At 71.0% G+C, this 11903-nt stretch carries 10 protein-coding genes and 1 tRNA gene; 6 read left to right on the top strand and 5 right to left on the bottom strand.

Going from position 1 to position 11903, the window contains the following annotated elements; translation table 11 throughout:
* Window positions 1-104: 104 nt before the first annotated feature.
* Window positions 105-1457, bottom strand: a complete 1353-nt coding sequence (locus LY13_RS05370) for a PucR family transcriptional regulator (protein WP_253827085.1) — start codon at window positions 1455-1457, stop codon at window positions 105-107.
* Window positions 1458-1818: 361 nt separating this feature from the next.
* A complete protein-coding gene (gene aceE / locus LY13_RS05365; RefSeq protein WP_253827084.1) occupies window positions 1819-4626 on the bottom strand; it encodes a pyruvate dehydrogenase (acetyl-transferring), homodimeric type in 2808 nt (935 codons plus the stop codon).
* 544 nt (window positions 4627-5170) lie between these two features.
* Between aceE and LY13_RS05360 the strand changes: the two genes are divergently transcribed.
* The 4 genes from LY13_RS05360 to LY13_RS05345 all read left to right on the top strand — a co-directional run bounded on the left by LY13_RS05360 (window position 5171) and on the right by LY13_RS05345 (window position 7025).
* Window positions 5171-5596, top strand: coding sequence for a DUF3052 domain-containing protein (locus LY13_RS05360; protein ID WP_253827083.1), 426 nt, complete (start codon window positions 5171-5173; stop codon window positions 5594-5596).
* A gap of 140 nt (window positions 5597-5736) precedes the next feature.
* Window positions 5737-6198 (top strand): peroxiredoxin, encoded by a 462-nt coding sequence (locus LY13_RS05355; protein ID WP_253827081.1) that lies wholly within the window; start codon window positions 5737-5739, stop codon window positions 6196-6198.
* Window positions 6199-6244: 46 nt separating this feature from the next.
* A tRNA-Val gene (locus LY13_RS05350) sits at window positions 6245-6316 on the top strand.
* A 259-nt stretch (window positions 6317-6575) separates the two neighbouring features.
* Window positions 6576-7025 (top strand): hypothetical protein, encoded by a 450-nt coding sequence (locus LY13_RS05345; protein ID WP_253827080.1) that lies wholly within the window; start codon window positions 6576-6578, stop codon window positions 7023-7025.
* Window positions 7026-7162: 137 nt separating this feature from the next.
* Here the strand turns inward: LY13_RS05345 and LY13_RS05340 are convergent, their stop codons facing one another.
* Together LY13_RS05340 and LY13_RS05335 are read right to left on the bottom strand one after the other, a co-directional pair.
* Window positions 7163-7990 carry an ABC transporter permease gene (locus tag LY13_RS05340; RefSeq protein ID WP_253827079.1) on the bottom strand — a complete coding sequence of 276 codons (828 nt, stop codon included), beginning with the start codon at window positions 7988-7990 and terminating at the stop codon, window positions 7163-7165.
* The gene (locus tag LY13_RS05335; RefSeq protein ID WP_253827077.1) at window positions 7987-8892 is read right to left on the bottom strand and encodes an ATP-binding cassette domain-containing protein; all 906 of its coding nucleotides are present in this window, start codon (window positions 8890-8892) and stop codon (window positions 7987-7989) included. The genes LY13_RS05340 and LY13_RS05335 overlap by 4 nt, the downstream gene beginning before the upstream one ends.
* Window positions 8893-8968: 76 nt before the next feature.
* On the opposite strand from LY13_RS05335, the gene LY13_RS05330 reads away from it, so the two are divergent.
* Window positions 8969-9748, top strand: a complete 780-nt coding sequence (locus LY13_RS05330; protein ID WP_253827076.1) for a TetR/AcrR family transcriptional regulator — start codon at window positions 8969-8971, stop codon at window positions 9746-9748.
* Window positions 9749-9872: 124 nt separating this feature from the next.
* Complete coding sequence (locus tag LY13_RS05325) at window positions 9873-10799, top strand: neutral zinc metallopeptidase (RefSeq protein WP_253827075.1); 927 nt, start codon at window positions 9873-9875, stop codon at window positions 10797-10799.
* A gap of 16 nt (window positions 10800-10815) precedes the next feature.
* Here the strand turns inward: LY13_RS05325 and LY13_RS05320 are convergent, their stop codons facing one another.
* Window positions 10816-11658 carry a PP2C family protein-serine/threonine phosphatase gene (locus LY13_RS05320; RefSeq protein WP_253827073.1) on the bottom strand — a complete coding sequence of 281 codons (843 nt, stop codon included), beginning with the start codon at window positions 11656-11658 and terminating at the stop codon, window positions 10816-10818.
* Window positions 11659-11903 lie beyond the last annotated feature (245 nt).

The raw sequence follows: 11903 nt of genomic DNA, 5'->3' as shown, positions 1-11903 counted from the left end.
TTGTCCAGCGAGATCACCTTGTCGGTTCTGCGCAGTTCGGGTGCCGCTGTCGTCAAGATCGTGATCGGGCTCACCACTCCGGAGCGGGCGGCGGGAGAGCTGCGTCACCACTGACTGCGGGCGCCGGCGAGTCGGCTCGCGGCCAGCGCCACGCGCAGCACCAGGGCATCCCGGGGGTCCGCGGCGTTGCGGCCGGTCAGCTCGGCGGCCTTGCGCAGCCTGTAACGCACCGTGTTCGGGTGGACGAACAGCCGGCGGGCGCACATCTCGAGCACGCCTCCGGTCTCCAGGTATCCCTCGACCGTGGCCAGCAGTGCGGGACCCGCGTCCTCCAGCGGCTTGGCGATCTCGTCGACGAGCCGCCGTTCCGCGGAGGGGTCGCCCGCGAGTGCGCGTTCGGGCAGCAGGTCGATCGCGCGCACGGGGCGCGGAGCGCCGGGCCAGGCCACGACGGCGCGCATGGCCGACAGCGCCTCCGCGGCGCTGGCGTGCGCCTCGGCCAGGCCGGAGACGGTCGGGCCCGCGACGATCGGGCCGTCGCCGAACGCCGCGGCGAGGGTGTCGAGCAGTGCGCCGTCGCGAGCCTGTTCGTCGTCCGCGCCGCCCGCCACGACGACGAGCCGCGTGCCCTGCACACCCAACAGCACCGGGCAGCCTGCGCGCGCCGCGCGGCTGCGCACCTCGAAGACCACGGTCGGCGGATCGTCCGACGGCGACGTGCCGACCATGACGGTCGCGCTGGCGGCGGGGTCCCAGCCGAGCGCGGCCGCGCGGGAGAGCACGGACTCCTCGGCGTCGCCGCGGACGATGCCGTCGACGACGAGCGCCTCGAGCCGGGCGTCCCAGGCGCCGCGGGCCTCGGCGGCCGCGGCGTACGAACTGGCGGCGGCGAACGCCACCTCACGGCCGTACCGGAGGATGCCTTCGACGAGCGCGGCGCTCTCGGCCTCGTCGGCGGCGAACTCGGGCAGCTGCTGCTCGAAGACCTCGATAGCCAGGCGCACCAGTCCGACCGTCTGCCGCAGGCTGATCCAGCGGGACAGGTCGCGCGGCGCGCCGCGGAACGCCTCGGTCGTCAGTTCGAGGGCGTGTTCGGGATCCCGCAGCCAGCGGACGAAGCCCGCCGCACCGGTCTGCGTGATGAGCAGGACGCTGGCGCGCTGGTCGGCGGGCAGCCTGCCGAACCAGGACAGCTGCTCCTCCATCGCGGCGACGCTGGCCTTGGCGAGCCTGCCCGAGGCGCGTTCCAACTCCCGCAACGTCCGCGCCGACAACCGGTTCGACCTCCGCGGCGTGCCCTTCGCCGGGGTGGAGGTGCCTGCCGGGGTGGCCGGTGTCGAGCGCGAGGAGTTCTCGGCCTTCGCGGACGACGTCGTCGTCGAGGCCTTGCGGGAGGTCGAGGACGTGCTTCTCGTGCCGGCACTCGACCGCGTGCGCCGGGAATCGTCGGAGGTCATTTGCCTGCGATCGTACGTCGCCGGGCGTCGCAACGGCCACGGAACAGGGCGACTGAGCGGTGGCACACACCCGCCAGCGGGACGGCCCCGGCCGTCCCGCCGGATCGTCCGGGACGGCGAGCGTCGCGGACGGAACACCCGTCCGACGCGAAACCGCCCGACGCGGCGATGATTCGCTGCGTCGGGCGGTTTCGTTCTCCCCGGTCCCCACCGGTGATTCCACTATGGACCGGAGGGATCGTCGCTGGCCAGAGACCTCACTCGTTCGTGGAACGACCTCACGCGAACGGCGAAATCCCTCGCGCTGCGGTCTCACTTTCAGTGGTGGGCGTCATCCTTTTCGTCCGGAATCGCCGGGGAATCAGGCGACCCCGGAGTCGGACGTCTGAGGTCCGGCGGCACCGACGTCGTCGATTCGGTACTGCTGCGCCGCGCGGGAGACGGTGTCCTGGTCGACAGCGCCCTGCTTCGCCAGCGCCGTGAGCACGCCGACCGTGATCGACTCGGCGTCGACCAGGAAGTGACGGCGTGCCGCGGGGCGGGTGTCCGAGAAGCCGAACCCGTCGGTACCGAGCGTGAGCATGTCGCCGGGGACCCACGGCCGGATCAGGTCCGGCACGGCCCGCATCCAGTCGGACACCGCGACGAACGGCCCGTCGGCGCCCTGCAGCGCCTGCGTCACGTACGGCACACGCGGCTCGTCGGCGGGGTTGAGGAAATTGTCCCGGTCCACGTCGACCGCGTCCCGGCGCAGCTCCGTCCACGACGTCGCCGACCACACCGCGGCACGCACGCCCCACTCGTCGAGCAGCATCTGCTGGGCCCGCAGCGCGTCGGGCATCGTCACGCCGGAGACCAGGATCTGCGCCTCCGGGCCGTCGCCCGCCGGTGCCTCCGCGTAGCGGTAGAGGCCCTTGAGCAGGCCGTCGACGTCGACGTTCTCCGGCTCTGCCGGCTGCTGGTACGGCTCGTTGTAGACGGTGATGTAGTAGAAGACGTTTTCACCGTTGCCGTCCGGGCCGGTCTCGCCGTACATGCGGCGCAGGCCGTCCTTGACGATGTGGGCGATCTCGAACGACCACGCCGGGTCGTAGGTCACCGCGGCCGGGTTCGTGGCCGACAGCAGGATCGAGTGGCCGTCGGCGTGCTGCAGGCCCTCACCCGTGAGGGTGGTGCGGCCCGCGGTGGCGCCCAGCACGAAGCCGCGCGCCATCTGGTCGGCCGCGGCGTACAGGCCGTCGCCGGTGCGCTGGAACCCGAACATCGAGTAGAAGATGTAGATCGGGATCATCGGCTCGCCGTGCGTGGCGTACGACGTGCCGACCGCGGTGAACGACGCCGTCGAACCCGCCTCGTTGATGCCCTCGTGGAGCAGCTGGCCTTCCTCGGACTCCTTGTAGGCGAGCATCAGCTGCGCGTCGACCGAGGTGTAGGTCTGCCCGTGCGGGTTGTAGATCTTGTTGGTCGGGAACATCGAGTCGAGGCCGAAGGTGCGGGCCTCGTCCGGGATGATCGGCACGATGCGCTGTCCGAGCTCGGCGTCCTTGGCCAGCTCGCGCACGAGCCGGACGAACGCCATCGTCGTGGCGACCTCCTGCTTGCCCGAGCCCTTCCGGATCGCGTCGTAGACCTTGTCCCCCGGCAGGGCGAGCGGCTTGGCGCGCGCGGGCCTGCGCTCCGGCACGTAGCCGCCGAGGGTCTTGCGGCGGCCCTGCATGTACTCGATCTCGGGGGATTTCTCGCCAGGGTGGTAGTACGGCGGCAGCTTCGGGTCGCGCTCGAGCTCCTCGTCGCTGATCGGGATGCGCTGGGCGTCCCGGAACAGTTTGAGGTCGTCGAGGGTCAGCTTCTTCATCTGGTGCGTGGCGTTGCGGCCTTCGAACGCCGGGCCGAGGCCGTAGCCCTTGATCGTGTGGGCGAGGATCACGGTCGGCTGGCCGTGGTGCTCCATCGCCGCCTTGTAGGCCGCGTACACCTTGCGGTAGTCGTGCCCGCCGCGCTTGAGATTCCAGATGTCGGCGTCGGACAGGTCCTTGACGAGGTCCTTCGTGCGCGGGTCACGGCCGAAGAAGTGCTCGCGGACGTAGGCGCCGTCGTTGGCCTTGTACGTCTGGAAGTCGCCGTCCGGGGTGACGTTCATGAGGTTGACCAGCGCGCCGTCGCGGTCGCCGTGCAGCAGCGCGTCCCACTCGCGGCCCCAGACGACCTTGATGACGTTCCAGCCCGCACCGCGGAAGTAGGCCTCCAGCTCCTGGATGATCTTCCCGTTGCCGCGGACCGGGCCGTCGAGCCGCTGCAGGTTGCAGTTGATGACGAACGTGAGGTTGTCGAGTCCCTCACCCGCGGCGACGTGCACGAGGCCGCGCGATTCCGGCTCGTCCATCTCGCCGTCGCCGAGGAACGCCCACACGTGCTGGTCGCTGGTGTCCTTGATGCCCCGCGCGTCCAGGTAGCGGTTGAACCGCGCCTGGTAGACGGCGTTCATCGGGCCGAGGCCCATCGACACCGTCGGGTACTCCCAGAACTCCGGCATCAGCCGCGGGTGCGGGTACGACGGCAGGCCGCCGCCCTCGCCCGCGTGCGAGAACTCCTGGCGGAAGCCGTCCATCTGGTTCTCGGAGAGCCTGCCCTCGAGGAACGCGCGCGCGTAGATGCCGGGGGAGGCGTGGCCCTGGATGAAGACGTGGTCGCCGCCGCCCGAGTGATCCTTGCCCCGGAAGAAGTGGTTGAAGCCCACCTCGTACAGCGCCGCCGAGGAGGCGTACGTGGAGATGTGCCCCCCGACGCCGACGCCGGGCCGCTGTGCCCGGTGCACCATGACCGCCGCGTTCCACCGGATGTAGGCGCGGTAGCGGCGCTCGAGCTCCTCGTCGCCGGGGAACCACGGCTCGTTCTCGGTGGGGATGGTGTTGACGTAGTCGGTCTCGGTGAGCGGGGCGACGCCGACGTTGCGCTCCCGCGCCCGCTCCAGCACGCGCAGGAGCAGGTACCGGGCGCGCTGCTTACCGCCGGTGGCGAGTGCTGCGTCGAAGGAGTCGAGCCATTCGCCGGTCTCCTCCGGGTCGATGTCGGGCAGGTGCGCCGCCAGGCCGTTGCGGATCACGTGGACGCGCGCCGGGTTGCCCTGGGCGGCGTCGTCGCGCCCTGCCTTGTCGTTCTGCGGGGCCAAGGGGTCTCCTCGCCAGTCGTCGCTGTTGTCGTTGCCAGCTGTCGTCACTGTTGTCACTGCGTTGTCCGGGCCGCGCCTCGTCCGGGTCCGGTGGCCGGCTGCGCGCGGTGTTCGGCGCAGTCCGGCGAGCCGGGCACGGACCGGTGCGGTGACCGGCTGCGGGCCGTTCGAGGGACATGGTCGTCGTGTCCACGAGCCGTGTCATCGCTACTCGGCGGTAACGTCCGACGCGGCGGTTTCCCGGTCATCGGCCCCGGTCAGCCCCCTGTCGGGGGCCGGTCACCCCACCCTAGACCCGCCGCGTTCAGGGCGTTCGGCGAGTCGGCTCTATACCTCTCTTACGCGCGCGCGTGCGCGCGCGACGAACCGGGCTCCGGCGCGGCCAGGGTGGCCGCGACGTGCGATGCTGGGCACAGGCGAGGCTCCAGATCCGGTGTGGACGGTTGCATCGGAGCCGCGCTCAGTGTTCGCTTGACCCAACCGTGCAAACAGTGCGGACGGAATCCGCCGTCCGCACGCCGTCGTTCGTTGGAGGATTGAAGTCGTGGTCGCCGCTGGAGACGCTGATCAGCACAGCGTCGCCGAGAGGCTTGGCATCAAGCCGGACATGGTGGTCCAGGAGATCGGCTGGGACGAGGACGTCGACGACGACCTGCGCGTGGCCATCGAGGAGCACACCGGCGCGGAACTGCTCGACGAGGACGCGGACGAGGTGATCGACGTGGTTCTGCTGTGGTGGCGGGACGGCGACGGCGACCTCGGTGACGCCCTCGTCGACGCCAGGGCGCCCCTCGACGACGAGGGCGTCGTGTGGGTGCTGACCCCGAAGACCGGGGAGGCCGGTCACGTCGAGCCCAGCGAGATCGCCGAGGCGGTGCCGACGGTGGGCCTGTCGCAGACCTCCAACCTGTCGGTCGGCGACGGCTGGACGGCCACGCGGCTCGTGCCGCGGTCCACGTCCCGTCGCTGAGCGCACCGGCCGTCGAGTTCACCCGCCGTTGATCACGGCGCCCGCCGCTGCCGTGCCCGCTCGCGTTAGGGTGGACGGGCACATGCGGCCGCGCCGGGTCTCGGCGGGCCGGACGAGCACGCGCGCGAGAGGAATCTCCTATGGCGGTCGAGGTCGGTTCGCAGGCCCCGGACTTCACGCTGAACGACTACAACAAGCAGGAAGTCACCCTGTCGTCGTTCCGCGGGGACAAGCCGGTACTGCTGGTCTTCTACCCGTTCGCGTTCAGCGGCATCTGCCAGGGTGAGCTCTGCCAGCTCCGTGACGAGTTCGCCGACTACGACGGCGAGGGCGTGCAGATCCTCGGCGTCTCGGTGGACACGCCGTTCTCGCTCAAGGCCTGGGCCGAGCAGCAGGGTTACCAGTTCCCGCTGCTGTCGGACTTCTGGCCGCACGGCGAGGTCGCCACGAAGTACGGCGTGTTCAACGACCAGGCCGGTCTTGCGCTGCGCGGCACCTTCCTGATCGACAAGGAAGGCGTCGTCAAGTACGCCGAGGTGAACCAGCCCGGCGAGCCGCGTGACCAGGAGGCCTGGAAGAAGGCCGTCTCGGAGCTCGGCTGACGAGTTTTCCCGGGTGGCCGGCGCTCCCGGCGTCGCCACCCGTGACGGGCGCATAGCTCAGCGGAAGAGCACCTGCCTTACAAGCAGGGGGTCGCTGGTTCGAACCCAGCTGCGCCCACCGTGTTGTCGTTGACCTGCGGAAACGTGGGTTCGTGCACGGCGCGGTGCGGGGACGAACGCACCGCGAACCGATAACGGTGCCTCATGCGTGGCAACGGGAGTCACTGCTCCCGTCGTTCACAGCCGCGCCTCTGCCCATTGCACGGAGCTCGGCCGTCGGCCGGTGTCGGCGAGCGTGACCGTGCCGCAACTGTCATGATCCCGTGGCAGGTCAGGTAGGCGGCGGTCGGCGCGAGGCCGAGCGACGAGCATGGTCGGTGAACGCACGCGCGAACAGGAGCGGCGTTCGTCGTCCGTGGCACCTGTGGCTCGTGGCGATCGCGATGTTCGCACTGTACGTCGGCGGTGCTCGTGACTACCTCCTCATTCTCGTCCAGTCCTCCGACTACATCCGGGGACAGTTCGGCCCGGACGGCCTCACGTATTTCGCCGACTATCCGTTCGTGCTGCGGATCGTCTGGACGATCAACATCCTCGGAGGGCTGATCGCCCCGGTGCTCCTCGTGCTGCGCCATCGGTGGGCACTTGCCGCAGCGCTGGTCGCGACGGCCGCGCAGGTGGCGCTTCTCGTGACGACGTTCGCCTTCCTCGACCGGTGGGCGATGCTCGGTGCGGCGACGTCCTGGTTCGACATCGGCGTCGGAGTGGCGACGGCGCTGCTGGCTGCGTACTGCTGGGCCGTCCGGCGCCGCGGACACCTTGCGTAACGGCGTGTTGTGCAGCCCCGGAGCGGACGCTGACCTTCATGCGCGGCGAACAGCTCGGATCTTCATCCACGAATAGGCCGTCGTGCTCAACCCCGAGGACGCGCGCTGACCCGAGCTGGCCTGTCACGGCGCCGGTGTCAGCGGGCGACCTTGCGGGGGAAGATCACGGCGGCCAGCCACACGGCGACGGCGATGAATCCGCCGCACCACAGCAGGCCGATCCACCAGGCGTCGCCGGGGGTTGCGCCCCCGAGTAGTGCGCGGGAGGCGTCGATGATCGGCGTCATCGGCTGATGGCCCGCGAAGCCCTGCAGCCAGCCGGGCATCGTCTCCACCGGCGCGAAACCCGACGAGACGTACGGCAGGAACAGCAGCACGAAGCCGTAGCCGCTGGCCGCCTCCGCCGATCCGGCCACCATGCCCAGCACGGCGAACACCACCGTGATCACCAGGATCCACAGCGCGATGAGCCCGACCGCGCCCGCGAACTCGGCGACACCCGCATCGGTACGGAAACCCAGAGCGAACGCGACGGCCAGCACCACGCCCGTGGCCAGCAGGTTGCGCACCATCGAGGACGCGGTGTGCCCCAGCAGTACGGTCACCGCGGGGAACGGCATCGTCCGCAGCCGGTTCATGAACCCGGTCGTCACGTCGTGGGAGACGACGACGGCCGTGTACGACGCCCCGAACCCGGCCGCCGTCAGCGCCACGGCCGGCAGCACGTACGCCAGGTAATCGCCGCGGTCGCCGCCCTGTCCCGCGGCGATGGACTCGCCGAAGATGAACACGAAGATCAGCATCAGCATCACCGGCAGCAGGATCGCCATCAACAGCGACTCGGCGTCCCGGAACGAGTGCTTCAGACTGCGGGCCGTGAACACGCGCAGCCCCGTCAGCGCACCTGCACCGTTGCCCGCGGACGCGGGCGCCTGCGCCTCGTGCGACGTCGACGTCGTGGTCATGCCGGCACCTCCTGCTGTGCCCGGTCACCGGTGCGCTCGCCGGTGAGTTCGAGGAACACCTCGTCGAGCGTGGGGCGGCGGACCGTGACGTCGACGTCCGGCCGGGCCGCCGCGACGGCGTCCAGGTGGCGGGCGACGTCGAGCGCCGACCCCTGCGTCGGGATCTCCTCGAGGATGTGGCCCGCGTCGTCGTGGAGCTGGATCGTCGAGCCGCCCACCCGGCTCTTCAGCTGCGCCGCGGTGCCGTCGGCGACGATGCGGCCGCCGTGGAGCACCACGATGCGTTCGGCGAGCGCGTCGGCCTCCTCGAGGTACTGCGTCGTGAGGAACACCGACGCACCCGAATCGGCCAACGTCCTGATCTCGTCCCAGAGGGTCTGCCTGCTCCGGGTGTCCAGCCCGGTCGTCGGCTCGTCCAGGAAGATCAGCCGAGGACGGCTGATGAGCCCGGCCGCGATGTCCAGCTTGCGGCGCATGCCGCCGGAGTAGGTTGCGACCCGCTTGCCCGCGGCCGCGGTCAGCGCGAACCGCTCCAGCAGGGCGTCGGCGCGCCGCTGGGCCTCGTGGCGGGAGAGCCCGAACAGTCGCCCCATCATGAGCATGTTCTCGGCGCCGCTGAGTTTCTCGTCGACGGCGGCGTACTGCCCGGTCAGTGAGACCAGGCCCTGCAGCTGTTTCCGGTCCCGCCGCGGGTCCAGTCCGAGCACCCGCACGCGACCCGCGTCGTACGGGACGAGGGTCGACAGGACGTTGACCAGCGTCGTCTTGCCCGCCCCGTTCGGGCCGAGCAGGGCGTGGACGCCGGGCGGAAGGGTCAGGTCCAGGTCGGTCAGCACGCGCTGGCTGCCGTAGCGCTTCGACAGGCCGTCGAGCTCCAGCAACGGCGAATCTGTGTATGTCATACACCGAGTGTGGCATACACTGTTTATCTCGTACACAGCGAATGTGAGGTGCGGCGGCGATGAGAGGATGCGCGGCATGGCCGAGACGACCGAGACCGGACTGCCGCGCGCCGTCGCCATCGCCTGGGGCATGCAGGAGGTGCCCCAGCGCGGGCCGAACCGCGGCCTGAGTCACGAGCGGATCGTGGCCGCCGCCATCGAGATCGCCGACGCCCAGGGACTGTCGGCGGTCACCATGCAGGCGGTGGCGACGTCGCTCGGCTTCACCACGATGTCCCTCTACCGGTACGTCTCCGGCAAGGACGAACTGCTGCGGCTGATGCAGGACGCCGCGATCGCCGTGCCGGAGAAGGTCTCCCTGCCCGGCGACTGGCGCGAGGCGCTCCGCGTGTGGGCCGGCCTCGTGCGCGACGCCTTCCGCGGCCACCCGTGGGTGCTGGGCATCCCGCGCGGGCAGGTGTCGGTGCTGATGCCGAACAGCGTGCGCGTGGCCGACCTGGGCCTCGCGGCACTGCGTGACCTGCCGCTCGACGACGAGGAGAAGATCGGTGTCATCCTGACCGTCTCCCAGTACGTGACGTCCACTGTGGAACTGGAACTGAGCCTCGCCGACGAGGGCACCGTGGCCGTGACCCAGGAGGGACTGGACCTGCTCGGTCAGGTCGTCACCCCGGACCGGTACCCGCACCTGGCTCCCGTGCTGATGGCGGGCAACTACCTGGAGACGCAACCGGTCGCCCCCGGGGCCGACGAGGGCATCGACACCGAGTACGAGTTCGGCCTGGAGCTGATCATCTCCGGGCTCGAGCAGCGGGTCCGCGGCGAGCCGGCCCGTGGGGCCGGCGACATCGCCTGACCGGCAGGCGCCGCGAAGCCCTCCCCGTCGCTGTGTCAGGCCGGACGAGCTGTGGGTGACGGGTTACCCTCGAAGGCGCCCCGGCCGTTTCCCCCGACGGCCGCACCCCGACCCGAGGTTGTCCGTGTCCCCCGACGACGACCGCGCCGGTCCCACCGGTGCGGACCACGAAACCCCCGCGCGTCCTCGCGCACGCCGACCGAACTGGCTTCCCGTCGCGATCGCCGTGGTGGCGGCGATGCTCATGGTCGCAGGCGTGGTGGTCGTGAGCGATCTCGTCGCGGGCGACGGAGACACGGCGTCCGACATCACGCCCGCCGCCGACCCGAACGCGCCGGACTCCGCCGCGACCGCGCTGCGTGACAGCCGGGCCCGGCTGGCCTCCGTCGACTGTGACCCGCCGGAGCTGCAGCCCGGGCGGGAATCCGCCCGCGCCTACTACACCGGCGTGCTCGACTGTCTCGACCGCGCGTGGCGGCCGGTGCTCGACCGCATGGGCGTCGAACCGCAGCCCGCGTCCGTCGACGTCGCCGACGTCCGCACGACCGAGTGCGGCGAGCTGCCACCCGCCGACCGCGCGCTGGGCCTGTACTGCGACGCCGACCACACGATCCACCTGCCGTACTCACGGCTGGCCACCGCCGCGGGCGAGACGCACGAACCCGCGTTCCTGGCCACGCTCGCGCACGAGTACGGCCACCACATCCAGGCGCTCACCGGCGTGTTCGCCGAGGCGGGCAACGCGATGTCCGACGCGGACGCGGCGGTCGAGAGCGAGGTGGGCAGGCGGTTCGAACTGCAGGCCACCTGCTTCGCCGGACTGTTCCTCGACGCCACGCGCGCGAACCGCGGAGCCGAGGCCGCCGTGCAGGACTTCGCCGACTGGAGCGGAGTCGACAGCCACGGTGGCGCTCGCCTGCAGAAGCAGTGGGCCTCCACCGGATTCAACGGCGGCTCGGTCGCCGCGTGCGACACGTGGAGCGCCCCGGCCGCCGACATCGGCGGAACGGGCACACCGGATTCGGGGAGCGGCGCGCCCGCGTCACCGTGAGTGTGCCGGCGGCGCCTCAGGACCGGTCGGCTCCTGCCGACTCGCTGTCACCGGCCGAGGTCGCCCCGCTGTCGTCGGCCGCCGCCTCCGCGACGCCGTTCCCGTCGCCGGCGTCCGCCGAGTCGAGTACGTGGATGACGACGCACGTGATGTTGTCCGGACCGCCCGCCTCATTGGCCAGTTCGATGAGCGTCGCGACGGTGTCGGACGGCTCGTCGGTCGACCCGAGGACCGCGCCGATCTCCTGGATCGACACGACGTCGGTGAGCCCGTCCGAGCACAACAGGTACCGGTCGCCGGGCTCGGCCTCGTGCATCTCCAGGTCCGGTTCGGCCACCTGGCCCGCGAGCAGCGCCTTGATCAGCACCGACCGGCCGGGGTGGACGGCGGCGGTCTCCTCGTCGAGCTTGCCCTCGTCGACGAGGGACTGGACGAGCGTGTGGTCGCGGCTGAGCTGGGTCATCTCCGGTCCGCGCAGCCGGTAGGCGCGCGAGTCGCCGATGTGCCCGAGCGCGAAGCCGCGACCCTGCCACAGCATGACGGTGAGCGTGGTGCCCATGCCGGAGAGTTCGGGGTCGGCGCCGACGCGCTCGTCGAGCACGGTCGAGGCCTGCGTGAACACGGCGGCGAGCTCCTCGAGCGGGGCCAGGTCGGGATTCTCGGCGAGCCGGGCGTCGAGTTCGGCGACGGCGTCGACCGCGATCGCACTGGCGACCTCGCCGGCCGCGTGCCCGCCCATGCCGTCGGCCACGGCGACCAGGTGCGCGGTCGCCAGGGCCGAGTCCTCGTTCCCGCTCCGCCGCCGGCCGACGTCGGAGCCTGTTGCGCACCTCAGCTCGAGCGCCTCGTCACGTGTCATGTCTGCAGTGAACCATCACGGCCGCGCGCGTGTGACGGTGGTACGGGAAGAACAGGGCATTTCGCGCACATCGCCCTGACCTCGTGGGGTGAGTGAGTGCGTTCGGCGGCCGCTTCGGCGCGTACCGTGACCGGCCCGCCGGTGCACGTCGGTGGCCGCGATCGGTGGTGTGTGATCGCACTCGCGCACCCCTCCGGGATGTCGTCGCAGCAGCCCGGCGTCGGCCCATTAGGGTGGGCACTTCA

The organism is Prauserella aidingensis (genome assembly GCF_024171865.1).
Classification (GTDB): Bacteria; Actinomycetota; Actinomycetes; order Mycobacteriales; family Pseudonocardiaceae; genus Prauserella; species Prauserella aidingensis.
Note: the sequence above shows the minus strand (reverse complement) of the source record. Positions and strands in the feature narration are given on the sequence as shown.

Excerpts from the sequence above, each read along its gene's own strand:
- LY13_RS05320 (WP_253827073.1), bottom strand. The coding sequence starts at position 11,658 with ATGACACGTGACGAGGCGCTCGAGCTGAGGTGCGCAACAGGCTCCGAC.
- LY13_RS05330 (WP_253827076.1), top strand. The coding sequence starts at position 8,969 with ATGGCCGAGACGACCGAGACCGGACTGCCGCGCGCCGTCGCCATCGCC.
- LY13_RS05355 (WP_253827081.1), top strand. The coding sequence starts at position 5,737 with ATGGCGGTCGAGGTCGGTTCGCAGGCCCCGGACTTCACGCTGAACGAC.
- LY13_RS05335 (WP_253827077.1), bottom strand. The coding sequence starts at position 8,892 with ATGACATACACAGATTCGCCGTTGCTGGAGCTCGACGGCCTGTCGAAG.
- LY13_RS05340 (WP_253827079.1), bottom strand. The coding sequence starts at position 7,990 with ATGACCACGACGTCGACGTCGCACGAGGCGCAGGCGCCCGCGTCCGCG.
- LY13_RS05370 (WP_253827085.1), bottom strand. The coding sequence starts at position 1,457 with ATGACCTCCGACGATTCCCGGCGCACGCGGTCGAGTGCCGGCACGAGA.